At 55.5% G+C, this 24,514-nt stretch carries 19 protein-coding genes; 13 read left to right on the top strand and 6 right to left on the bottom strand.

Annotated features, from left to right (window positions below):
* Positions 1–65: 65 nt before the first annotated feature.
* Positions 66–1,205: a hypothetical protein gene (locus RDV48_27465; protein MDQ7826572.1), complete on the bottom strand. Its 1,140-nt coding sequence runs from the start codon at positions 1,203–1,205 to the stop codon at positions 66–68.
* 403 nt (positions 1,206–1,608) lie between these two features.
* On the opposite strand from RDV48_27465, the gene RDV48_27470 reads away from it, so the two are divergent.
* The 9 genes from RDV48_27470 to RDV48_27510 all read left to right on the top strand — a co-directional run bounded on the left by RDV48_27470 (position 1,609) and on the right by RDV48_27510 (position 13,514).
* Positions 1,609–1,971, top strand: a complete 363-nt coding sequence (locus RDV48_27470) for a hypothetical protein (protein ID MDQ7826573.1) — start codon at positions 1,609–1,611, stop codon at positions 1,969–1,971.
* Between the two features lie 68 nt (positions 1,972–2,039).
* A complete protein-coding gene (locus RDV48_27475) occupies positions 2,040–3,005 on the top strand; it encodes an NAD(P)H-dependent oxidoreductase subunit E (GenBank protein ID MDQ7826574.1) in 966 nt (321 codons plus the stop codon).
* Positions 3,006–3,059: 54 nt separating this feature from the next.
* On the top strand, positions 3,060–6,227 hold the full coding sequence (locus RDV48_27480; protein MDQ7826575.1) for an NADH-ubiquinone oxidoreductase-F iron-sulfur binding region domain-containing protein: 3,168 nt from the start codon (positions 3,060–3,062) through the stop codon (positions 6,225–6,227).
* Positions 6,224–6,901 carry a 2Fe-2S iron-sulfur cluster-binding protein gene (locus tag RDV48_27485; protein ID MDQ7826576.1) on the top strand — a complete coding sequence of 226 codons (678 nt, stop codon included), beginning with the start codon at positions 6,224–6,226 and terminating at the stop codon, positions 6,899–6,901. Before RDV48_27480 ends, RDV48_27485 begins: the two co-directional genes overlap by 4 nt.
* 21 nt (positions 6,902–6,922) lie before the next feature.
* Positions 6,923–8,506 (top strand): FMN-binding glutamate synthase family protein, encoded by a 1,584-nt coding sequence (locus tag RDV48_27490; protein MDQ7826577.1) that lies wholly within the window; start codon positions 6,923–6,925, stop codon positions 8,504–8,506.
* A 153-nt stretch (positions 8,507–8,659) separates the two neighbouring features.
* On the top strand, positions 8,660–9,337 hold the full coding sequence (locus RDV48_27495) for an N-acetylmuramoyl-L-alanine amidase (protein MDQ7826578.1): 678 nt from the start codon (positions 8,660–8,662) through the stop codon (positions 9,335–9,337).
* On the top strand, positions 9,334–11,007 hold the full coding sequence (locus tag RDV48_27500) for a hydantoinase/oxoprolinase family protein (protein ID MDQ7826579.1): 1,674 nt from the start codon (positions 9,334–9,336) through the stop codon (positions 11,005–11,007). The genes RDV48_27495 and RDV48_27500 overlap by 4 nt, the downstream gene beginning before the upstream one ends.
* Positions 11,001–12,314: a histone deacetylase gene (locus RDV48_27505; GenBank protein ID MDQ7826580.1), complete on the top strand. Its 1,314-nt coding sequence runs from the start codon at positions 11,001–11,003 to the stop codon at positions 12,312–12,314. Before RDV48_27500 ends, RDV48_27505 begins: the two co-directional genes overlap by 7 nt.
* 117 nt (positions 12,315–12,431) lie before the next feature.
* Entirely contained in the window at positions 12,432–13,514 is a 1,083-nt protein-coding gene (locus RDV48_27510; protein MDQ7826581.1) for a DUF2330 domain-containing protein, read from the top strand.
* 30 nt (positions 13,515–13,544) lie between these two features.
* Here RDV48_27510 and RDV48_27515 read toward each other — a convergent pair whose 3' ends face one another.
* The 3 genes from RDV48_27515 to pyrF all read right to left on the bottom strand — a co-directional run bounded on the left by RDV48_27515 (position 13,545) and on the right by pyrF (position 18,625).
* A complete protein-coding gene (locus RDV48_27515; protein ID MDQ7826582.1) occupies positions 13,545–15,905 on the bottom strand; it encodes a phospholipase D-like domain-containing protein in 2,361 nt (786 codons plus the stop codon).
* Between the two features lie 15 nt (positions 15,906–15,920).
* Positions 15,921–17,525, bottom strand: a complete 1,605-nt coding sequence (locus tag RDV48_27520) for a hypothetical protein (protein ID MDQ7826583.1) — start codon at positions 17,523–17,525, stop codon at positions 15,921–15,923.
* A gap of 200 nt (positions 17,526–17,725) precedes the next feature.
* Positions 17,726–18,625, bottom strand: coding sequence for an orotidine-5'-phosphate decarboxylase (pyrF, locus tag RDV48_27525; GenBank protein MDQ7826584.1), 900 nt, complete (start codon positions 18,623–18,625; stop codon positions 17,726–17,728).
* Positions 18,626–18,822: 197 nt separating this feature from the next.
* Here pyrF and RDV48_27530 point away from each other — a divergent pair, with 197 nt between their 5' ends.
* Together RDV48_27530 and RDV48_27535 are read left to right on the top strand one after the other, a co-directional pair.
* Positions 18,823–19,626, top strand: coding sequence for a transglutaminase domain-containing protein (locus RDV48_27530; GenBank protein ID MDQ7826585.1), 804 nt, complete (start codon positions 18,823–18,825; stop codon positions 19,624–19,626).
* Positions 19,627–19,717: 91 nt separating this feature from the next.
* On the top strand, positions 19,718–20,878 hold the full coding sequence (locus tag RDV48_27535; protein MDQ7826586.1) for a hypothetical protein: 1,161 nt from the start codon (positions 19,718–19,720) through the stop codon (positions 20,876–20,878).
* A 41-nt stretch (positions 20,879–20,919) separates the two neighbouring features.
* On the opposite strand, the gene RDV48_27540 is transcribed toward RDV48_27535, so the two are convergent.
* Together RDV48_27540 and RDV48_27545 are read right to left on the bottom strand one after the other, a co-directional pair.
* Entirely contained in the window at positions 20,920–21,135 is a 216-nt protein-coding gene (locus RDV48_27540) for an immunity 17 family protein (GenBank protein ID MDQ7826587.1), read from the bottom strand.
* Positions 21,136–21,148: 13 nt separating this feature from the next.
* Entirely contained in the window at positions 21,149–22,399 is a 1,251-nt protein-coding gene (locus tag RDV48_27545) for an alpha/beta hydrolase-fold protein (protein ID MDQ7826588.1), read from the bottom strand.
* Between the two features lie 125 nt (positions 22,400–22,524).
* Here RDV48_27545 and RDV48_27550 point away from each other — a divergent pair, with 125 nt between their 5' ends.
* Both RDV48_27550 and RDV48_27555 read left to right on the top strand, forming a co-directional pair.
* On the top strand, positions 22,525–22,992 hold the full coding sequence (locus RDV48_27550) for a GNAT family N-acetyltransferase (protein MDQ7826589.1): 468 nt from the start codon (positions 22,525–22,527) through the stop codon (positions 22,990–22,992).
* A gap of 27 nt (positions 22,993–23,019) precedes the next feature.
* Complete coding sequence (locus tag RDV48_27555) at positions 23,020–24,498, top strand: amidohydrolase family protein (protein MDQ7826590.1); 1,479 nt, start codon at positions 23,020–23,022, stop codon at positions 24,496–24,498.
* Positions 24,499–24,514: the final 16 nt, after the last annotated feature.

Consider the following 24,514-nt stretch of genomic DNA (forward strand, 5'->3'; position numbering starts at 1 on the left):
TATCATCAATATACCGACATCAGGAAAAAAGTAAAGTCAAGGGATGAGCGGGTAAATTCTCTCTTCTATTGGAGCTCTCTCCTCCAGTTGTTGATGGCTCTCCGGCTTATCGTGAAGCTGAATCGCTCCCGGAGTCTGAGCTGGATGTCCTCATCAGTGAAGCGCCCGTCTCTTTTGCTTCCTCTATCACTCTCATCGGCAAGGACGGCTTTCATATATGACAGTCCCCTCTTTTTCCTGAGCTGTTTTGTGGAGATGAAAAGGTCCCGGAGGGCTACGAGGCGGTTTCTCGATTTTACATATCTTTTGCTCGACCTGCCCTGTATAAGGCGACATACCCAGGAGGGATCTGCCTGGATCCTGAGGGCTATGTTCTTTTCTTCCAGGACATTCAAATCGGCTGTTTTAAAGGATATAAGATAAGCTTTTTGAGCTTCCACTGCCTCCTTGATGATTTCATGGAGAAGATTGAACCTGAAGTTGATCAAGGCTAATCTGGCTCTCACTGCCTTGAACTCTTTTACCTCCTCCGGGCTTATCAAGCCCTGTTCTGTGAGGTTCCATAATTTTTTTTCATCAATCCTGTAGCGAATTCGGTCATAGGCGAAAAATATCTGAGGCTCTCTGCCAATGAAACTCACTTCAGCAATGATTTCCGCCCTCTCCACATCTGCATCGTAGAGACTGGTGGCGCTTTGAATGCCCAGAGAATCAGCAATGAGGGCCCTGTCAAAAAGGTCACGAAGAGCCCGGACCTCCGAAGAAGAAATGCCCAGCAGATGAGCAAGTTCCGTGTCCGTTCCTTCGCCATCAATAAAATAATAGGAGAAACGCTCAATTCCCATGGTTTTAACGGTATAAAGCAGCTTTATGTCCACAGCGGCACTGACTTTTTCGGCAAGAGACTCCAGGTCCACAGCATCCGCATGATTTTCCTGGTCCTCTGCAGACGACGATGACGCCTCTTTCTTGCTGTCTTCCCTGCTCCCCTGGACCAGAGGGAAATACCGCTTCACCGGGACCACTTCAATAACCCGTTTCTCTCCCGGTGATGAAAGCTTCTGGAATATCTCTGAGCCCTCAACGGCCCTTAAAAGCTCTGCAAAGCCTGCGCCTGACAGCTCTACACAGCTTGAGAGCGTGATTCCCATCTGTATTTTCTGCGCCAGTGTGGTTTTCTGCTGTTGCGTGAGGCCCAGATCCAATTTTTGTGTCCCCTGCATTTGAGATGAATTTCCATGACTGCATTCTCGTAAAACAGTGCTTCCCCTGTAAATATTTGATGATATATCATCTGATCCTTCATACTGACGCACATTACCCCCTCGAGCATGCTCTCTCAAGAGCCTGTTACCTCCTCTTTCCGGAACAACTCTCCCCGGTGGTTCAAAGTGCCCCACATTGAGCACTCTCTCTTCTTGCAAGAAAAAGAGCGTTGTTTTCACTTTGAGCGTCGCACTTCAATTATTTCATAGCTGTCAAGCCAATTCTTACAGGTTGTCTTACTTATCCCTCCTGGTACAAATGTTCGTGGCCAGGTGAATTTTTGGCACAATGATTGCAGATTATAAAGATAGTTTTCCAAGCATAAAAAAGGGGGATGCGATCATGGATACGGCCAAAGTGGAGCACAGGGTTAAAAAGTCCGTCTTGATGAATCAACAGCAAGAGGAGAAGAGAATTGAATACAAAGGCCTCTGTAAGACCTGTGAAAACCAGAATCATTGCACATTTCCCAGAGATGCCAGCAAGCCGGTTTTTCAATGTGAAGAGTTTAAGGGTCAGGAAATAAGCCCGGTCTCAACCATTGAGAAATTTGTCTCTTCGCATGCGAAGGCGAATATCAATAAAAAGCCTTTAAAGGATGATAACTGGAGCTACAGAGGATTGTGCAGGACCTGTGAAATCAGTGATACCTGCGTGTTTCCCAAGCCTGAAGGAGGCGTGTGGCATTGTGAGGAGTATCAATAGAAACCCTCGCGATATAACCGCTTGCGCCGGGCCTCCTGGCATCATTAAAAATAAAGGAGTTATCTGCCATGGATGCTGCTGCAGATTATGAGATGATTAAGTACAAAGGGCTCTGTGCCTTATGCAAGAATGAAATACAATGCACATTTCCCCGGTCCAGGGATAAGCGCATTTCCCATTGCGAAGAGTTTGAGGGTCTTGAGGGAGATTTATCTCATGTCAGGGAAATCGTGGACAGGGACGGGCTTATTGCGGCACTGGGAACTATTCAGTCAAAGTGCGGCTACCTTCCCGAGGAAGAAATGAGAGCCCTGGCAGGTAAGAGCAATTATTCTCTCATAGACATTTATGGCGTGGCAACCTTTTACAGGATGTTCAGCCTTAAGCCCAGGGGAAAGCACCTCATATCAGTATGCCTGGGCACTGCCTGCCATGTCCGTGGCGGGCCGGCTGTTGCCGGGGAGTTCAAGCGGCAGTTGGGCATCAAGCCTGGGGAGACCACTGAAGACGGAGAATTTACTCTGGAAACAGTGAACTGCCTGGGTGCCTGTGCGCTTGGGCCCATAGTCGTGGTGGACGGGCATTACTTTTCCAACGTGAATATATCCACCGTGGGAAAAATAATGGAGAAAGCCCGGCTCGGGCTTGATGATGCGGGAACGGAAGACCAGAGCGTTTTTCCCGTCATTGTCCGCTGCTCTCACTGCAATCACAGCCTGATGGACACCAGGTACCTCATTGACGGTTTTCCTTCAATACGCCTCACCGTGTCTTTTGGCAACAATCACGGCTGGATCAGGCTGTCCAGCCTCTACGGAAGCTATCAGATTCAATCACAATACAAGATTCCTGTTGACACCGTCGTCTATTGCTTCTGCCCGCACTGCCACACGGAACTTGTTGCTTCGTCAAACTGTGTGGCGTGCCAGGCCCCAATGGTTCCCATGGTCGTGCAGGGTGGAGGCATGATACAGATCTGTTCACGCCGCGGATGCAGGAACCACATGCTTGATCTTGACGGAGTCAATCTGTGACAAAAAATCCCTGGCATGGAATGGAACTTTTCACAAAAGGAGTTACCCAGGATCATGAAGAGAAGGCTTAAATCAATCAATGCTTTTAAAGAGCTTCAGGAAAGGCTCATCACCGACAGGGACCCTGACATTCCCGTTATTGTCATTCCTGCAGGAACGTGCGGCCAGGCTAGCGGTGCGAATGATCTGATCCGCATTGCTAAAAGAGAATTGCTGGCGGGGGGACTAGTAGATAAGATTCATCTCCGGATTACCGGGTGCCACGGATGCTGCCAGCTGGAGCCTTCAATTCTCGTCGAGCCGGGCAGAACCTTATATCCGAAGGTCACTCAGGATGCCATGGTGAGGATCATGGAGGCAGTGGCAACAGGAGCAGTCCTGGAGGATCTGCTCTTTGTGGATACCACTACAGGAAAGACTATTGAGAAACATGATGATATTCCCTTCTACAAAGGACAGACCCGGACCATTCTCAGCCGCGGCGAGAAAGTCGATCCCATAAGAATTTATACCTATATAGAAAACGGCGGGTATCAGGCCTTGACAAAAGTGCTTTCCAAGGCAAATCCGCAATGGGTCATAGATGAAGTGAAGGCATCAGGCCTTCGGGGCCGCGGCGGCGGGGGCTTCCCCACCGGTGTGAAGTGGGAGATGCTTGCAAAGCAGAATGGCACCCGCGGAAAATTCCTTGTATGCAATGCTGATGAAGGCGATCCAGGGGCATATATGGACAGGAGCCTGCTTGAGGGCAATCCCCACAGCATTATCGAGGGGATGCTCATTGGCGCCTATGGAACTGGTGCTCCGGAAGGGGTAATTTATGTGCGGAATGAGTATCCCTATGCGATCAAGCACCTTCTCATAGCCCTCCGCCAGGCCCGCGAGCTTGGGCTTCTCGGGGAGAATATCCTGGGGAGCGGATTCTCCTTTGAGATAAAGCTTGTAAAAGGCGCCGGCGCTTTCGTATGCGGTGAGGAAACCGCACTGATCGCCTCTATTGAAGGGAGGATAGGGGAGCCCCGCCAGCGCCCCCCCTTCCCTATTAAGAAGGGAATCAACGGAAGGCCGACGGTTATCAATAACGTGGAAACATGGGCAAATATCCCTGTCATCATTGAGAGCGGCGCCGCCCGGTTCAGGGCTGTCGGCACGGAAAAGAGCACAGGCACCAAGATATTCAGCCTCGTAGGCAAGGTGAAGTATAACGGGCTCGTTGAGGTGCCGATGGGGATAAGCATTGAAGATATCGTCTACGGTATCGGGGGAGGACCGGGCGGAAAGGCAAAGATAAAAGGAGTGCAGACTGGCGGTCCTTCGGGAGGCTGTATCCCCGCACACAGGTTTGATCTCCCTATTGATTATGACAGCCTGGCAGGCGCGGGCTCCATCATGGGCTCGGGCGGCATGATCGTGATGGATGAGAACACCTGCATGGTTGATATCGTCAGGTACTATATGAATTTCCTCAAGGATGAGTCATGCGGCAAATGCTTCACGTGCCGGAAGGGAACGCAGAGGATGTATGAGATTCTCGACAATATCACCAAAGGCAGAGCAGTCATCAGTGATTTGAATACCCTTGAGGAGCTTGCCCTTGTGGTGAAGGACACCACCATGTGCGGCCTTGGCCAGACCTCCTCAAATCCGGTCCTCAGCACCCTTAAGTATTTTCGTCATGAATATGAGGATCATATCCTCAGGAATAAATGCAGTGCATTGGTATGCAAGGATCTTGTAGGTGCGCCATGCCAGGCGGCCTGCCCTCTCGGCACTGAAGCCTGGCGGTATATTTCCCACATCGCGCGCAGCGAAAATGAAGAAGCCTACAAAGTCATAAGGGAAGCCAACCCCTTTCCATCGGTATGCGCTCGTGTATGCAGCCACCCCTGCGAAGAGAGATGCCGGGCATGCACCACGGGAAATCAGGCTGTTTCGGTAAGATCATTGAAGAGATTTATTGTAGACAGGGTAGATCCTTCGGTGTATACCCCAGAGAGGTCTGAAGATAAAAAGCACCGGGTGGCCATAATCGGCTCAGGACCGGCCGGTTTGACTGCCGCCTATTACCTCTCTCTGAAGGGGTATCACCCCACGGTCTTTGAAGCGGATCCAAAACCAGGCGGCATGCTGGTCAGCGGTATTCCGGCCTATCGACTGCCGCGTGAAAATCTCAGTAAGGAAATCAATTCCCTGCTGGCTGATAAGGTGACTCTTAAGCTCAATACGGTGCTGGGCCGGGACATGACACTGGACAGCCTGCTTGAAGAGGGCTTTAAGGCAATTTTTCTCGCCTTGGGAGCCCACAGGAGCCTGAAACTGAACCTGGAAGGCGAAGATGCCGCAGGTATTTATCCCTCAATTAAATTTTTGAAGACCTTTAATCTTCAGGGAAAGAACCTGGCGGAAGGCCGTGTAGGTATTATCGGCGGAGGAAACTCCGCACTCGACGCTGCAAGGGTTGCCGTACGCCAGGAAAACGTTAAGAGCGTGACGGTATTTTACCGCCGCACCCGCCATGAAATGCCGGCCTATGAGGAAGAGATTGAAGCGGCCCTCCAGGAGGGAGTGGAGCTCAGAACGCTGGCGGCCCCCGTTAAAATCCATTTGCGCGAAGGGCGGCTTACGGGCGTTGAATTCATTGATAACAAACCGGGTGAGCGCGATTCGAGCGGAAGGCGAAAACCGGTTCCGATACCAGGCTCAGAGCAGCTTGTTCCATTGGACACATTGATCGTGGCGATAAGCGAAAAGCCGGATATTGATTTCATTTCATCAATGGGCATCGGAATAAGTGCCGGTGGAGCTCTCGTTGCTGACCCCGAAACATCAGAGACTGCCAGGCCTGGTGTTTTTGCAGGGGGTGATGTAGTGACCGGTCCCGGCAAAGTCGTTGATGCTATAGCTGCAGGGAAAAATGTTTCTGTCATGATCGACCGTTACCTTAAGGGTGAACCGCTTCGCCAGCGCCCGCCGTTATGTCTGCCTCAGGTCTACGTTGAACCGGTAACCTTGAGTGAAGAGGAGACAGGGAAAGCTCTCAGGGCAATACCCCCTGTCATCTCTGTCGAAGCAAGGAAATTGAATTTCAATGAAGTGGAGAGGCCCCTTCCTGAAAATGAAGCGATTGGAGAAGCAAGAAGGTGCCTCAGGTGTGATCTGGAGTTCACGGATCCGGCAAAGGATGAAAGCGCAATATCAGCAGTGGGAGGCAATAAAGCATGATAGCGATGATAATAAATGGTCTCTCTGTTTCAGTAGAGAAAGGCACTACACTGCTTGAGGCGGCAAGATTCCTGGGCTTTCCCATCCCCACTCTGTGCCATATGGAAGGGCTTTCATCTTACGGAGCCTGCCGGCTCTGCGTGGTGGAGATTGGTGAGGGCCCAAGAGCGAGGCTGGTGTCTTCCTGCACCTATCCGGCCGAAGAGGGCCTTACGGTCCGGACAGCATCGGCACGCGTGGTGAGAGCGCGGAAGATGATCCTGGAGCTTATGCTTGCTTCCTGCCCGCAGTCAAAGATAATCCAGGACCTGGCCTCAGCCCATGAAATACGGCAGCAGCGCTTCATGCAGGAGCATGAAGAGTGCATTCTCTGCGGGCTCTGCGTGAGGATGTGCGAAGAGCAGATGATGGCAAAAGCCATCGGATTCAGGGGGCGGGGTGAGAAGCGCAGCATAGGAACTCCTTTTGACGTAAAGTCTGAGGTCTGCAGGCTATGCGGGGGCTGCATATACGTGTGCCCCGCCTGCCAGCTCAGATGCACCTATACAGAGCCCGATGAGGCCATATGCGGCGGGTGCGCCAACCTGAGCGCTCCATGCCTCGAGAAGGATAAATTCGACGATATGATGTGTTATATGGCACCGTGCGTTGCCTGTGAAATAAGAAAAGATTAAAAATTAAGGAGGAATTGCTCAATGTCTTTTACAAGAACAAATGCTTCAGCAGCGACTCTGACAAAGAACAGAACAGAGGGCTCAATTGTGTCATCATCGGGTATGTGCGTGACCTGCGTTGACGGGTGCATCGGCATGTGCGAGATCGGCAAGTCGGCATACCGCGGCCACGAGGTCATCTATCCTCAGCCTTTCGGAGTCATCACGACAGCAGGAGAAAAAAGATATCCTGTCGATTATTCTCACTTCAACATAATGGGCACCGCTGCCGGGGCCCATGGCATCGAAGCGGACAGCGACAAGGCCATCTTCCCTGCCGTCAGCATTGAAGTGCATTTCGGCCATGACAAGGGGATAAAGTTCCGGTATCCCTGGATTATCCCCGGTATAGGCTCCACGGATATCGCAAAGAACAACTGGGAAGGCCTCGCCATCGGGACTGCGCTGGCCGGCACCGGCCTTACCATCGGTGAAAACGTGGTGGGCATGGATCCCCAGTCGGTCATCAAGGACGGCCGTGTGGCAGATACTGTTGATTTGAAGCGGAGGGTGAAACTGTTTCAGGATCACCAGCATGAGGGATATGGCGCGATAATAGTGCAGGCCAACATAGAAGATACGCGCCTGGGTGTCCAGGAGTACGCCATAGAAAAGCTCGGTGTCAAGTGCGTTGAGCTCAAGTGGGGCCAGGGGGCGAAGGATATTGGCGGGGAGGTGAAGATCAGGGATCTGAAAAAGGCTCAGATGCTTCATGAACGCGGTTACATAGTCATGCCCGATCCCACAAACCCTGATGTGATAAGGTCTTTTGAACACGGTGCCTTCAAGGAATTTGAGCGGCACTCCCGCGTCGGCATGGTGACGGAGGAATCTTTTGCAAAAAGAATCAAGGAGCTCAGAGAGGCCGGCGCGCAGTATATTTTTCTCAAGACAGGAGCCTATCGTCCCGTTGACCTTGCGCGTGCGGTGGTCTTTGCATCAAAATATAAACTGGATCTTCTCACGGTAGACGCTGCCGGCGGCGGAACCGGCATGAGCCCGTGGAAAATGATGAATGAGTGGGGCATCCCACCGGTGGAGCTTCATACCCTTCTTTATCGGTATGCAAAACACCTCACTGAGAAAGGAAAATATTTACCGACTCTGGCCGTGGCCGGGGGATTCACCTTTGAGGACAGCATCTTCAAAGGACTCGCTCTTGGAGCTCCCTTTGTAAAGCTCGTGGGTATGGCGCGGGCTCCCATTGCGGCCGCCATGGTGGGAAAAACCATAGGGCTCGCCATGGAGAGGCAGCAGCTTCCTGTCTATGTCGAGCGTTTCGGCACCACAATAGACGAGATTTTTGTCACGGCAAGCTCGTTACGCAAAGAGATGGGAGATTCCGAGTTTGAGAAGCTCCCTGCGGGAGCCTTGGGACTTTTCACCTATTATGAGCGTCTTGCCCAGGGACTGCGCCAGATTATGGCCGGCAGCCGCAAGTTCTCCATGGAGTATATATCACGGGATGATATAGCGGCGCTGACCCATGAAGCATCTGAGATAAGCGGCATAAGCTATATCATGGATACCGACAAGGAGGAAGCCGAGAAAATCCTCAACAGTTGAAGCCTGTGGTATTCAATACAGAAAAAGCCCCGTTCAGGGGCTTTTTTCATGGGAGAGCCCCCCGATGACCCCCATTTCCTCTTGACTCCCCCTCCCTGGATATATATAATGATACTGTAGCCTCAAAATAAAATGAGCGGGAGCCTTATCACCATGTCAAACATTCCCTCCTTCAGAGCCACTCCTCCTCCAGGGCAGGAGCCAGAGCTGCCCCTCAAGGGGAAAAAGATCTGCCTTGACGCGGGCCACGGCGGGAAGGACGGCGGAGCCCACGGGCCCGCCGGCACCGATGAGAAGGACATGAACCTGGCGGTTTCCCTCAAGACCAAGGCTGACCTGGAAAAATGCGGCGCCGAGGTGATTCTCACGCGGGGAGACGACACCTTTATCTCTCTCCATGACAGGACAGAGATTGCTGAGAAGGAAGGGTGCGATATCTTTGTCTCGACGCATTTCAACTCGGCGGCGAAGAAAAAGCGCCTGGCCGAGGGCACCGAAACCTTCTGGTACACCAAGGGTGACAGCGAGGACAAGAAGCTCGCCACGGAGCTCCAGACCAACCTGGTCCAGACAATAGGGCTCAAGGACAGGGGCGTCAAGCAGGCGGGCTTCCAGGTCCTCCGTGAAGCCGATATGCCCGCGGCCCTCATAGAGCCTGCCTTTATCAGCAACCCCTCGGAAGAAGCGCTCGTTGTGGATTCCGCTTTCCAGGAAAAGATAGCGCTCGCCGTCACCAAGGGCATCCTGGGATTCTTCGGCTGCCCTGTTCCCCCATCCCTCAATCCCGGCCCTGATCCCGGCCCTGGGCCTGGTCCTGGGCCTGGACAATGATTGTCGGCATCGACATAGGCGGCACCAACACTGATGCCGTCCTTCTCAAAGAGTTCCGCATCGCACGGAAAGTGAAGTCCTCCAACGAAAAAGGGGGGATCCTCCCCTCGGTGACCAGCGCCCTGGGAAAGCTCCTGGAAAGCATTGATCCCCGGGAAGTCACAAGGGTCGTCGTGAGCACCACGCTCTCCACAAATTCCATCGTCGAGGGGCGCCTTGAGGAGGCCGGCATGATAGTCGCCGGCGGCCCCGGCCTCGATGCCTCGCTCTTCTCCTGCGGCAGCAATTTCCACCTCGTCAAGGGAGCCCTTGATCACCGCGGGCGGGAGCTTCTTCCCCTCGATGAGGATGCAGTGAAAAAGGCCCTCGGGTCCATAAAAGATGCAGGAGGCTCTTCCCTTGGGACCGTTACAAAGTTTTCCACGAGAAACCCCTCCCATGAGCTTGCCATCAGGGAACTCTCAGGAAGAGTCTTCCCCTTTGTCTCCATGGGCCATCTTCTCTCGGGCACCCTCAATTTTCCCCGGAGAATTGCCACAGCCTTTCTCAATGCCTCCGTATGGCGCCTTCACAGGGAATTCACAGAGGGGCTGGAGAAGGCGGCGAAAGGAATCGGCATCACGGCTCCCCTCTTTGTGCTGAAAGCCGATGGCGGCACCATGAAGCTCGATGCTTCATCGGAGGTCCCTGTATATACCATTCTCTCTGGCCTTGCGGCAAGTATCATGGGACTCCTGGCCCTTACAGAAGAAAAATCCTTTCTCGGCCTCGATATGGGAGGCACCACTACCGACATTTCCCTTTTTCACAAGGGATCGCCCCTCTTTCAGCCCCATGGCATCACTCTCGGAGGGCACCTGACCCTCGTGCGGGGCCTGCTTTCCCAGTCAATAGGCATAGGAGGCGACAGCGAAGTCACCTTCGAGGGCCCCTGCTTCAAAGTGGGCCCCTTGAGAAAGGGCCTGCCCATGTGCCTGGGAGGGCCTGCCCCTGCCCTTACCGACGCCCTCATGGCCGGGGGCGCGGCAGCCCCCGGGTCAAGGGAGAAAGCACAGGAAGCGATGGCACGCCTGGCCGGTGCAGCATCCCTCTCTCCCGATGAGACGCCGCAGAAGATCATAAGGCAGGCAGCCTCTCATATCGCCGCCGCGGCAAGGACTCTTGTCAATGATGTCAATTCACGGCCCGTCTACACGATTCATGAACTTATAAAGGGCGAGCACATCATCCCTGAATCCGCTGTCGCAGTGGGAGGTCCCGCGGAAGCAATGGCTCCTTGGCTTGAGGAAGCCCTTGGGATGCCGGTCCTCACGCCGCGGCACTTCGAGGTGGCCAATGCCCTTGGCGCTTCCCTGGCGCGCATTACGGCAGAGATCACCCTTATAGCCGATACTGAGAGAGGTTACGCGGCCATCGCCGAGGACGGATTTTATGGACCAGTGGAGCGGGGCGCCAGGCTCAGGGAAATGGAGGAGCTTGCAGCCTCCGCTCTTGTGAAAAAAGCCATTGCGCGGGGAGCTTCCGAAAGCGATGTCACTCCGGACTTCTTGGAATCCCAGGAGTTCTCGATGGTGAGGGGATACTCCACGGCGGGCAGAACCATCAGGGTCATGGTGCAGACAAGGCCGGGCCTCACGGGCTCACTGATCAAGGAGGAGAGCCCATGCTGAAATCACCGAAAAAAATGGCTCTCGTCTTCTTCCCGGCCTATGACTGGGCCATAAGCCCCACGCACCCGGAGAGAGAGGAGCGCCTCCTCTACACCCAGGACCAGATAGCCGAGGAAGGCCTCCTGGACATCGAGGGGATCAGGGAATACCGGCCCGACATCGCCGTGGAACGGGACGTGGAGCGTGTCCATTTCTGCGTGCCCGATGTAAAGAGCAGGACCACGGAGTCCCACATGATCTCCGCAGGCGGCGCCATCAAGGCGGCAAAGCTTGTATTGAGCCACGAGGCTGACTGTGCCTTTGCCCTGGTGCGTCCCCCGGGGCACCACTCAATGCGCGTCGTCCACGGGAACAGGGGCTTCTGCAACATCAACATTGAAGCCATCATGATAGAGTATATCCGCGATGCCTTCGGCGTGGACAGGGTCGCCGTCGTGGACACGGACTGCCACCACGGCGACGGCACCCAGGACATCTACTGGCATGATCCCGACACCCTTTTCATCTCTCTCCACCAGGACGGGAGAACCCTCTACCCGGGGTCAGGCTTCATCGACGAGCTTGGCGGCCTGGGCGCCTATGGCACAACCCTCAACGTGCCCCTCCCCCCCTTTACGTCCGACGACGGTTACCTCTACGTGATGGATCACCTGGTATTGCCCGTCCTTGAGGAATTCAGGCCCGAGATCATTGTCAACTCAGCGGGGCAGGACAACCATTACTCCGATCCCATCACGAACATGATGCTCACGGCACAGGGCTACGCGGAGCTGAACAGAAAGCTATCCCCCCACATCGCCGTGCTGGAGGGGGGCTATTCCATCGAGGGAGCCCTCCCTTACGTAAATACGGGGATTATCCTCGCCATGGCGGGGATGGACTTCTCTCATGTGAAGGAGCCTGACAGGGACCTGCAGTCCTTCAAGCCCCAGAGAGAAATCATGGACTACTGCAGGGAGCTCTGCGGGAAACTGACGGTCCTCTGGGAGCACCGCAGGGAAAATGCGGTGAGGCTCCGGGGCGTAAACCGTTATGATGAGCAGGCCCGCACCATATTCTACGACACCGACGGCATCACTGAATATCAGCAGGAAAGACTGCGCCTCTGCGGAGACTGCCCGGGGTCCTGGGTCATAGACTCGTCGTCTGCCGAAACCGGGTACCGTATCCGCGCCGTGCACGTCCCGCGCAAATCCTGCCCCGACTGCAGGAAAGAGGCTCTCGGACATTTCCAGGGTGCTTCGAAGAGTGACTTCGACAGGGTCTTCCTCCAGGACCGCCAGGATAAAATCTTTGAAACCAGGTGAGCATCTGGTAGAGAGCGGACCGGGGCCTCACACGAAAGGTGCGGGTGCTTTGCCGCAAGAGGAAATGGGGCCGGCGGGGAGAATTCTGTCAATATGACCGGTAAAGGAGAGTGCCCCATGAAAAAGAGCTTTCTTGTTCCATTCACTGCAGTGATGATTTTCAGCCTTTCATGTATAGTGCTTGTCACCGCGTTATGCGGCCCTGCCTCTGCCGACCGCGGCTCCTTTGTGCTGAGGCCGCCGACGATGAAGGAGAACATCGATGTCTTCGATGCGGGCCAGAAGGCCATAATATGCTGGAGAAACGGCGAGGAGCTCATGATCCTCTCTACCGACAAATATGCAAGCGCCAAGTCAAAGGTGCTTGAGTTCATGCCCCTCCCCTCGAAGCCGTCGCGCGTCGAGGAGGCAAAGGAGGAGGTTTTCCAGGGGATAGCCCGCCTTATCTCAAACCATCGCCCGGCAGTTCCAGAAGGGAAGTCCCCTGGCCGTGCACTTGAAAGTGCACAGAAAGATTCATCCCATGAGCCTTCCGTGGAAATTGTCTTTCACAAGAAGATCGGAGCCCACGACATCAATATCGCAAAAATCAATCATCTTGACGGCTTTGGCGAGTGGGTCAAAAAGTTTTACACGATGAATCAGCTCCAGTATATGCCGGAAGACGTGGCGCGCCTGCATCCCCTTGTAAAAGACTACCTTGACCGGGGCTATTCCTATTATGTCTTTGACGTGATAGAGCTCACCACGGAAAAGCGCTCCATCGCCCCTATCCTGTATCAGTTCAAGAGCCCCTCCCTCTACTTCCCCCTGAAGGTCACCACCCTCTCCGAAGGCGACACCGACGTGGCCCTCTACCTCTTCACCCCTTCCAGGACCGACATCTGGGGCACCGGTACAGGCTTCAAATCAGGATTTTACACCTTCTCCGGGAAGGCGGATTATGCCCATCCCATCAAGTTCCAGGTGAGCCCCTTGGAGATAAAGGCCGTATCCGATGAGATAGTGAAATTCATGGCGCCCGGCTATACCGGCGAGAAGGCGCCGGGAAAGCCGCAGACGGCGACCTACGGTGATGACGAAGCCATGAAGAGAATAACCCGTGAAGATAAGGAGCGCCCCTGGTTCTCGACGGCAAAGTTCACCGGCTCGACCAAGAAGCTCACCAGGGATTTCCTGCTGAAGCCTCGCAGCAGATAGGAGGAGGGAGCGCCATCCCGGCAGGATGCCTCATCCCTGGGGTTCCCGGCCGGCCCGGAGATTTTGGAGGTTCCTCCATGAGGGAAGCGAAGCCCTCATGGAATCAAGCTCTTGAGCGGTGAAGCACTTCAGGATGGCATAGCCGCTATCTTCGCCGCCGGCCACCCGGCCCGCCACTCTCTCCCGGATTCCCTTATCTGAGGATGCCGCGCTGATCTTCGCCCCTATCTCTTTCTCGTATTCCTCGATGGATTCGCAGAACTCCCGCACCAGCTTTGTGCGGTAGCGGTCGGTCTTCTGCTCCCTGTCGTCGCCCTGGTAGTCTTCGTAACGGCGCGCCGCCGGTATTTTTGTATTGATGCCTATGGCCTCGCGCTTCCACATCGCGTCGTAGTCGCGCACCACTTCGGCCTGCTTCTCCATGCTCCCGGGGTCATCCTCGTTGAAATAGACGATATCGTTTACTTCCCAGTTGTTGCGGAGCCCCTTGGCAGAGAAGTTGGTGCTCCCCGTGAGAATCATCTTGTCAGTAATGATGAGCTTGCTGTGATTCTTCCTGTCATGGGCGGGGCTGGTCCTGTCAAGGAGCGACCACTTCACCTCGACGCCGCCGTCTTCAAGGCGCTTGTAAGCTGCCTCGTTCGGGGTGCCCCCGTACCCGTAAAGGCCTGGATCCATGATGACCTGCACCTGGAACTTCTCACCCCGGGCCTCTTTTTCACGCTTCTTCTCGATGAGGAGCTTCGCCATGTCATCATTGAGTACGAAGGCCGACACCTTGATGAATTTCTCGGCTGAAGCGATTGAGTTGAGGACCAGGGCCTGGCGCTCGACGCCCGAGCTTCCCACGGCGAGGACATCCTTTGCCCTTGCTCCGTCCTCTACAGTGCCTTCCGGCGGAGCGCTGTCAGAGAAAGCGGCGACATTCTTCTTCTTGCTTATGCGAGCCACTGTTGACTCAACGCTGGAGGCCAGCAGCTCCTTACCGGCCTCGGTGAGCTTCACGCTCTTCCCGCCGCCCGAAACCAGGAAATCTCTCACGTCAATGGTGGAGACCCTCCCGTCGCCGTCGGTATCGGGGAACTCCCCCAGCATCGCCGGCTTGATGCCTCCCTGCTTTGCCGCCGCGAGAAGCTTTTCGACGCGCCCGGAACGGCTCTCGGCTTCTGTAAGCCCTGCGCGGGAGCCGTAGAACGACGAGAGCATGCTTTCAAACCCGAACTTCGAGAGCGACACCGAGGTCTCTTCGTCCCTCAGCAGCTCAAGCTGATTGCCGTAAATATCCTCGAGGGACTTTCCCGCCGAGGTGGCGGCATCTTCCCTGAACTCCTCTCCCAGCTTCTTGGCCGCAGGGCCCCTTATGGCCATGCCGAAATCTATGTTCTCGCCGGAGCCCTCGTTGGCGTTCATGCCGCCGAAGACGACCTCCTCCCCTACCCTGAAGATCTTGCGGTGCATTATCTCGTCTCGGCCTCCGAGCTGCTCCCTGTTGGGATAGAGAGTGACGGCCATGTCCCTTTCTTCGTTGTCCCTCAGAAGCTGCTCCACCGTCGAGGCACGGACCGCGAGAGAGGTGCCGTCAAAGCTCTTCTTCCCCGTCCCCTGGAGGTGGCCGGGGTCAAGCACGACGCGGACCTTTGCGCCTGCCTGCGCGGCGCAGGTCAGGCGCCCTATCATCGCGGGGCTGCTCATCTCGTAATATTCCGCGTCTATCTCGACAGGCTTTCCCTCTTGTACGGGCTCCTTCACGGCCCTGTCAAGGAGGGACATCTTCCTTGCCCAGATATCTCCCCTCATGAGAGGCGTGGTCTCGTTGCCCTGAAGCTTCATGGCGGAGCCCGGGCTGTTCAGATCCCCGGCAAGCTTCAGTATCTCCCGCATCTCCCCGGCGGGGACCTGGGTCTCCCTGAAATAATGCTCATAGGTCGCGGGAATCTCTCCGCCCTGCCCGGCGGCAATCTGCTCCCACTGCGTGGTCCTGTGATTTTTTCTTATTCCCTCGAGGGAATCTTTCACTCCCGCCTCGGCGAGGCTGATCCATTCAAGTCTTTTCCTGTCGGAGGGAGCAATGTTTTTCCACTCAGTGGAGGTAATCTCGCCATGGAGCTCCTTGAGCTCCCTTCTTATGGCTTTAAGCTCCTCCTCGCTTGCCCTGAAGCCCCTGGCCTGTTTCAGCTCCTCGACAGTATCCTTCACATCGCCCAGGTTGAAGGTTTTCTGCTTCACAAGGGAAAGCATTTTTTCAGGGTCCATGAGAGCGGGCTTCCCCTCTCCTGACTCATAGGCGTCGGCCTGGGGCTCCTCGTTTTCCTTCTCGAGCTTCTTTTCTTTGTCCTTGATGACGCCCTGGTCTGCTACCAGGTGGACAAAACGGGTGTCATTGATTTTCATGGCTCCCCCCCTTAATCAATTCCCGCGGGCGCGGGCAAGCAGCTTCTCCACATAACTGTAAAGGCCTGGATCGAGCTTCTTGAGGGTCTCTCTTTCCCTGTCACTCCCGAGATAAAGACGGGTCCCTTCGGCAAAGTATTCGGAAGGATCCTTTGCCGCATAGTCGCTCCACACGAGGGAGCGGTCGCCCTGGCCCAGGCTCTCTGCTCCTCCCCCGCCGGTGGACATACCCATGTTCATCATATCCGCGGTATTCATGAGGCCTGTCCTTCTCTTGTAATCATCATAAATCTTCCGCAGCGCAGGATCATTCGTTGTCGCTGAAAGAGGGCTGTTCCTGTCCTGATCGGGCACAAGCATGTCATCGAGGGCATGGGCCATTTCATGGCGGGCCGTTCCCAGACCGCTGAGGCTCCCGCCGCCTCCAAGGTCCGTCTCCCTGAGTGTGATCCTCTTTTCCCGCTCCTGGTAGAGGCCCCTCGCCGTGCGGGGCCACCCTCCCGGTGCCTGAGGGCCCGTGTGGTCGAGCACATCGATGCGCACGCCTTGTTTTTCCAGGGCTTCCAGAGTCTTGAGGTCGTACCGCGAGAGGGCCGCGGTGAGGTTATAACGCTGTTCCTCGGTGAGGGCTCTTGTCCCACCGCTGTTATCCTTGAAAGAGGCCAACCTGTCCACGATCTTCCCGTAATCGGCCATTGACGGGTCAGCGGGCCTCGTTTCCGTCACTTCGCCTCTCGCATTGAGGTGTCTCGTGCTGCCGTCAGAAGCCGCGACGGTGGTTCTTATGGTTTTTCCTTCACGGTCCTGCTCCTGCTCTGTCACGTTTCCCCGGGCATCCACGGTATAGATGGTTTTGGTCTCGCGGTAAAGATCTCTGTACTCAATTTTGCTGCCATCCCTGAATATTGCGTATTTCTTGGAGCTGTCATAGTAAGACATCCTGTTCCCGTCATCAGAGCGGATGAAGGATCTGTGGGCATGACCCTGAAAGGGGTCCAGGCCGGAACCTGTTGAGCCTGTCATCACCTGCGCAAGCTGTGCCTGAGAGGTCAGCTCCTCTGAAAGCTCAAGGATTCTGGTTTCACCGTTTTCATGCTTCCTCTCAAGGATTCTCGACGGGCCGAAATCCGGGTCACCACTCGTCACGAGGCGCTGGAGGGTGGCATAGCGGGCCTTGATCTCCCTGTTCTCACTGTTATCGTCAGTGTTTCTCGTAAAGGGAAGGGGCTGAGGGGCTTCCAGTGCCGCGAGGCCTGCGGGACCTGCCACCATGGCGGCCCCCGTTCTTTGCGCATCAGTGGCTGAAGGCTGCGGTGCCGCTGGAGCCTGCGAGGAAGGTGGCTCCTGTGAAGCATCCTCATCAATCGAGGTGCCGGTGCCTGCCAGTGATGCCAGATCGGGAAAAGCAGTGCCATAACGGAGGGACTCGATGTGACCGAGGGCTCCGTCCATATAGGCGGTGCGCCGAAATGCCTCCTCAACGGTGAGGCCTTCGTCGGAAGGCTGAACAGCATCATCTTGGCGCTCCGTGCGCCCGGCGCGCCTGCTCTGCAGGACATTGATCTGTTCCTGGAATGACAGTCCCCGGGCCTGGATCTCGTGAATATCAAAACTCATCATCTACCCCCCCTCTGCGGCGACGATTTTTAATAACACCAATTACTGCTTACATTATTTACTTCTTTCTTTAGTATACCTTACTGCAGCTTTCATGTCAATATGGCAAGGTGAGGCTCCTGGGCATCGAAGGCCTTTCATAGCAAGCCCTGGCAGGGAGAACGGTCTCCGCTCTGGCTCATGGCGCTGAGGGCACCCATGGGTCATCTGAAATCTATGGCGTGGTTGAAGGACCTGAGGGCATCAACGACTGAGTGCTCCCACCTGTCGGGAGGAAGCTCGCCTGTCCTGTGCCAGTGGTGGGTGATTCCCCGCGAGCTGTTAATCCTCACGAGTGATAGCTCATATCCCGCCGATCTCAGCGTGTGAGCTGCTTCCCTTGCGGTCCCATGGTGGCTTCCCACTCCTGGAATGAGGAGTGGAATCTTTTTGTCATGGTAAAAGCCCGCGAGGTCACGGAGCTCTGGGAGCGAAACGGCGCCTATGACGGCGCCGACACCGGGGTGCTTCTCGGCCCACTCCGCGATCTTCTCCGCCACGGCTTTGTATAAGGGCATCTTTTCTTTTCCATGGACCGTGGGGAGGTCCTGGAAATCCTTGGCTCCCGGATTGGAGTTGCGGTTCAGGACATAGATGCCTTTTTTATCGCTGTGGCTGCAGAAGTGAGAGAAGGGGGACACCGAATCGGAGCCCATATAAGGTGAGACCGTCACTGCATTGGCCTGCCAGACGGTAAAAGCTTCCAGGGCATAATTTGCCGAGGATTTCTTGATGTCTCCCCTCTTGGAATCCAGGATGACGGGGATACCGGGGAAGAGCTCATTGATCGCCTTGATGAGCCTCGCCAGGACCCTGCTTCCGCTGAAGTCATCGTCAAAAGGCCTGTCGTGCACGAGGTAAAAGCCCTGATTCAGCTTGAAGGCCCCACAGAGCACCTTTTCATTTTTCATCATCTGGAAGATCTCCAGGAAAAAATGAAGGGCCCCCACAATGCCCTCTTTCCTGAAAGCCTCCGGCAGTGCCTCTACGACGGGATCCAGCCCGAGGCAAACCAGGCTCCTGTTCTTATGGGCGCTTTCTCCGAGAATATCCAGGTAACTCATTGGCAGCCTCCTTGACCCTGAGAGGGCAGTTCTATCCTGTCTAGGAATGTTAACCCAGGCAGTCCCCATTTCCTTTTTGTTCACATTGATGTCACAATGATTTTACAATTTCAGTTTTTTTTCAACGACGTTTCAATGTTTATTCACCATCCGGCGGTAAAAGTGAGAGAAAGCCTTACCATGAAGGAGATGATCCGATGACTGGAAATCCACTTGATACCACCGGCTTTTTCCCCGGCCCGCGGGGTGCTCTTCTTCCCCGGTTTTCCCAGGGATGGCTTCCGGGCCCCCCCTCGTCTGCAGGGCTGATGAATACCCTGGGGGCATCGGCAGAAAACACCATGCTGGGCAGGGAAGCGGGCTCTTTCATCTTGTCTGGCGGTTTCTTTCCGCAGGCGGCATCGCTTGAGCAGCAGTCCATGGCCCAGGGGTATGCGGCCAGCGTATTTTCCAATGCGGCACAGAGCGCTATGCTCAATTCCCTCCAGAGCACCATGGCAACGATGATGGCGATTATGCAGTATCTCAAGGGACTTGCCAGCAAAGGGAATCAGACAAACGGTGGCAACGATGCCAATGGCGGAAACGATGCCAACGGCGGCAATAACACTCCCCCCGCTGACAACGGCACGGTGAACACTGACGGCGGAGGCAGTGCCGGCAAGGGAGGGGTGGCTGACGTCGCCAGGGAGATGGCGGGGTACAGATACCAGTTCTATTACGACGACAAAAAGTCTAATTCCCAGACCATGAGTGAGAAATCGGGGAACTGCAGGGACCTCGCGGACGTGGCGATGCAGAAGCTCAAGGATAAAGGGATTCAGTCCAGGCTTGTCCTGGGAGACATCAAGTCCAAGAGCTACAATGGCGGCCATTACTGGGTGGAGTACAAGGATCCCTCCACAGGGCAGTGGAAATTCTTCGACCCCACGGCCTGCGCGTCGAACCGCTCGGCCGAGAGGGGTTTCACGGGGCTCCAGGCCTCGTACAAGAAAAGATAACAGGGATCATGAGGGAAGAGAGAGGTGCCGCATAGCAGACGACTCGATAAAGCCCATAGAGAATAATAAGAGAAATGAAGAGCCCGCCCCGGTGGCAGGCGCTGCCACGTTACGCGATGAGAAGGCTCCCGTTGAAAAGGGTGCCGGCGATGCCCCCGGCGCAGAGGAGCACCCCGATGAGTGTCGGATGGGAGCGGAAGCCACGGCGGGAGCCCCTGAAGGCGATGAAAAGCCCCGGGGCGCCTCTCTGCTCGACAGCCTGAAAAATGGTCTCGGCGGCCAGGTGCAGGCTGCCCTGGGGAAACTCCAGGAGCGCCCCGCCGGTGAAAAAGGCAGATCGCTGCTGCCTTCACCTGGTCCAGAGCCTGCCATGAAGCCCCGGTTTCTCCCGCAGGATCCCGCAGCCTCCATGAAGCAGGAAGGATCGAAGCCTGAGGCGCAGAGGGGCGAAGCCTCAACAGATCAGCAGACATCACAGAGCACCAGCAATATCGCCACTGACGCCATGAAAATTGCGAAAAACATCGGCGCCAATCCCGCCTCCCTCGTGGAGAGCGCTCTTAAAATCAAGCAGGGCATCGAGAGCGGCGATCCCCTCAAGGCGCTCACCTCGGGGGACTCCCTGGCAGGCAACATCGGCACCCTGCTCAAATCGGCCGACGGAGCCGGTTCCATCGCGGAGTTCGCAAAAAACTACGCAGGGCTTGGGAAAGACGGGATATTGAGTATGAAGAACGCCGGCCAGTTTACCGATGATATTCTCAATGCCGCCAAGAGCCCTGCAGGAGGGCTCCTCAGCAAGGCCGGGTCCCTCTTCGGAGTAGCGGGTGGCGCGCTTGGAATCGCCAATGGCCTCAACGAGATGAAGGAGGGGAAAACCCTTGACGGCTACCTTGACTGCAAGGCAGGGATCTTCTCGGCCGCAGCGACAGTATTCCCCCCCGCCGCCATCGGGGCTCTTTACACGTCGGGCTTCAAGGCGCTCCACGAATGGAACCCCGCCCTTGCCGAGCAGGTCGGCAGGCTCTCACCGATGACAGGGGCGGACATGCAGTATTCGAAGGCCATCGACAATTTCAAAAACGGGAATGTGCTGGAAGGGCTCGACAATATCTGCACCGCCACGGCATACAATATGCCGGTCTTCGGCCCCGTGATGGGGATAACCCAGGAGGCGATGCAGCCTGTCATCAGTCAGACCAGGAAGCAGATGGTTGACCGCGTTGCAAAGGCCGTTTCATCGACATTCTGAGGCCGGCTTGCTCTATGCCTCAACAGGCCGTCCCTGCAACCCTAACGCATGGGCATGATGCCCAGGTGAAAGCACACGCCAAGAGTTACAAGCGCTGCCCCTATGATGAAGTAGAAGACCCTCGCCATGGGCCTGCCGATAAGCTTCACCAGGGCCCTGGCCTTGCGGTGGTTGAAATACCACTCCCAGTTGAAAAGGGCTCCGCATATTGAAAAGAGCCCCGCACAGATCACGAAGATCTTGATAAAGGTTTCCATGGCATCGCTCCTTCTATTTCCCCTTCCCGTAGAGGAACTCGAGGACGTCGGGGATCCTGTCGCGCCAGCATACCCAGTGGTGGCCCCCGGGGAACTCGATGTAGAGGTGGTCGTAGCCCTTGTCCCTGAGCAGGCGGTCAAAAGATCTGTTGGCCCTCAGAAAGGAGCTGTCCTTGCAGACAAGGTCGTAAAGTCCCACGTCGGTATATATCTTGAGAGGCTTCTTTTCAGAGTCGGTGAAGTCCTTGACAAGCGTGGTCCCCTGGTGCGCCAGGGCGCCCGACTGGCTCGCCACCAGGCCGAACAGCTCGGGGTATGCCGAGGCCAGGGACAGTGAGATCAGGCCGCCCATCGAGGCCCCCATCACGCCCGTATCGCCGGGGTTGCCTGTCACGCGGTACTCTTTCTGTATGAGAGGCATCAGCTCTTCCTTCACAAAGCGCATGTAATCGGCGTTCTGTGCATACTCCTTCGTGCGCTCCACGGGATCCGCGAAGACAATGACAAGCTTTTTGATGGTCCCGGCCTCGATGAGATCGTCAACGATATCGGCGAACTGGGCGCTCTTCAGGTACTGCGAGCCGTCATGGACTATCAGAAGAGGATACTTTTCACCGGCAGCCCCGTCGTAGCCCGGGGGCGTATAAACCGTGGCCTGCCTGCTTCCCTTGAGGATCTCGCTCTTTATCTCGAGAGGCTTGAGGGTTCCCTTGGGGCCTGTGGCGGGAAATACCACGAGGGGAATATAGCGGGGCATCGAGAAAAATGAGTTTTCCCCTCCCACGCCGTTGTCATTGCGCCGGGGATTGAGAGGGTCGAGGACCTCTTTGCCGTTCACCTTGAACTTATACTCAATCCTGGCCTTCTGAGGCATATCGTCCATGGTGTAATAATAGAAGCCTGTGCCTTTTATGGTCTGCATCGCGACGGGCTTGAACCACCCGGTGAAATCGCCGGTCACCTCGACCTTCGGGGGAGTCTTTCCCTCTCCTTCGTTGAAATAGACAAAGGTCACCCTTTCACCGAAGGGGTAAGGAAGCGCATAGGTCTTTATCTCATCGACGAATTTCTTGACAATATTGAGCCTGTCCTTGTCAGTTTTCGCCGCCTTCACGTCGGTATTGAATTTCCTGATAAACTCCGGAGTATCCTTCGATGCCTCAAATGCATAAAGAGTGGACGCGGAGAGAAAAAGCGAAGCGGTCAGAAGCCCCGCGAGAAAGAGCCTTGAGAGCGCTCTGAATGAGATTGATAATCCTTTCATTGCCACACCACCTTTCGCTTCATGGATTTCTCCCTCTTGCCCTGCAACCCCTTTCACCCTGCGGGCAGGAAAAGTACGAAGGGCCGCAGTAAAGAAAATCAGAACCATCACCAAGGAGATCCCCAATGGAGCATTTTCATGAGCCTCCAGGTAAAACCGTCACCTGCCGCAGGGCCACCTCTGAGCATGATCTTTCCGAAGCCTTTGCCATAAGGCTCAAGGTCTTTGTCGATGAGCAGGGGGTTCCGGATCACCTTGAGAGGGACTCCGACGACAGCGGCGCACTCCATATGATGGCTTATGTGGACGGAGTGGCGGCAGGTACGGCGCGTCTTGTGGCTACTATGAAAGGACAGGGAAAAATCGGGCGTGTTGCCGTGCTCAAGGAATACCGTGGTATCGGGCTTGGAAAGCTCATCATGGAGGCCCTCCACCGCGAGGCGGCCCTGCAGGGCATTGAAACCATAGCACTTGACGCCCAGGTCATGGTGATTCCCTTTTACCGCGCGCTGGGTTACAGGGAACAGGGCAGGGAATTCATTGATTGCGGGATACTCCACAGGACAATGACCCTCGCCATAGAAAATAAATAGTATTAAACTGAGAGGGGTAAAGCCGCCATGCAAGACCGCCGTTACAAGCTCATCAGAAGCAGGTTTCTTCTTCCGTTCAGTGATAAGCTCGGGAGGGAAAAGAGGATAAGTGATGGGTACGTCCTCACCGAAGGGAGCGTCATCAAGGAAGCCGGTGAGTACCGCGACGAGACCGGCGCAAGGATCATCAGCCAGTGCGGCAGTGAGCTCACCGTGATAGGGGCAAAGAAAGAAGGGGGATACGATCCCCCGGATATTCCTTGCCTCAGGGGCGTCGTGATGCCTGGATTCGTGAAGGCCCACGGCCACGACCACGAGTCACCCCTGATAGGCATCGCCAAGGATGAGCCTCTTACCGAATGGCTCGATCACGCCGTGAACCTCTTCACAGGGTTCATGAACGAAGAGAGGCCGCAGCTTGAGAAGCACTTCGGAAAATCTCCCAATTTCATCACCTACATCAAGGCCAGGCTTGACGATATTTACTACGGTATCACCTCGTCTATGGTGCACCATTGCAACCACAACAAGTACAGGGTCGAGGAGATTGTCGAGGCCAACAAACAGGCCGGTACCAAGATGATCATCGCTGTCGGCGGCCAGGACCGTAATTATGACGCCAGGATCCTCGACAAGCCCGGAGAGGCGGTAAAGCGCCTCGATGACTATATCGCCCGCTTCGGCCCCATGGAGCACACCTGGATTATCCCCGGCCCCGACCAGGACTTCTCAAACGGCCCCGAGCAGCTCAAATCCCTCAAGCAGTGGGCCCGCGATCACGGGACCCTCATCCACATCCATTCCTCTGAGGAGCCCAACACCACCCGGTGGTTCAGGAAAGAGTATGGCCAGACACCTACGGAATATTTCCAGAGCATCGGCTTCCTTGACGGGAACACCATCATAGCCCACCAGGTGAACAACACGGACCATGACCTTGAACTGCTGCGTGATACAGGCACAAAGATTGTCCATAATCCCCTGGCCAATACCATCATAGGCTCAGGCATGCCCCCCCTTATCAAGATGATGGAGATGGGTATCCCGGTCGTCATAGCCACTGACGGCTCAGGGAGCGCCGACAACCAGAACATCCTGATGGCAGCAAAGAGCGCCGCCCAGTACCAGAAGGCGTTGAACCAGAACGCGAGGCTTCTACCCTCCCAGAAGCTCCTGGAGCTCATCACCATCGAGCCGGCTAAATTCCTGCGCTTCAATACGGGAAGCATTGAGGCCGGGAAGGACGCCGATATCATATTCCTGGACCTCACGGTGCCGAACCTCACGCCCACAAGGCTCGACAACGTGATGGAGAACCTCATCTGGGCTTCCAACGGCAACGAGGTGCGCCACGTGATAGCGGGCGGGAAAATCCTGATGCGTGACGGGGCCTTCACCACCCTGGACGAGGAGAAGATCAAGAGGGAAGTCCAGGAGCTCTCGGAGCTTTTCACGGTATACAGGGAAAAAGCAGCCGAGATAAGGGGGACGGGAGCCCACCGCTAGGCCGGGGGAAAGCAGG

It is taken from the genome of Candidatus Eremiobacterota bacterium, from assembly GCA_031082125.1.
GTDB lineage: Bacteria > Vulcanimicrobiota > CADAWZ01 > CADAWZ01 > Ess09-12 > Ess09-12.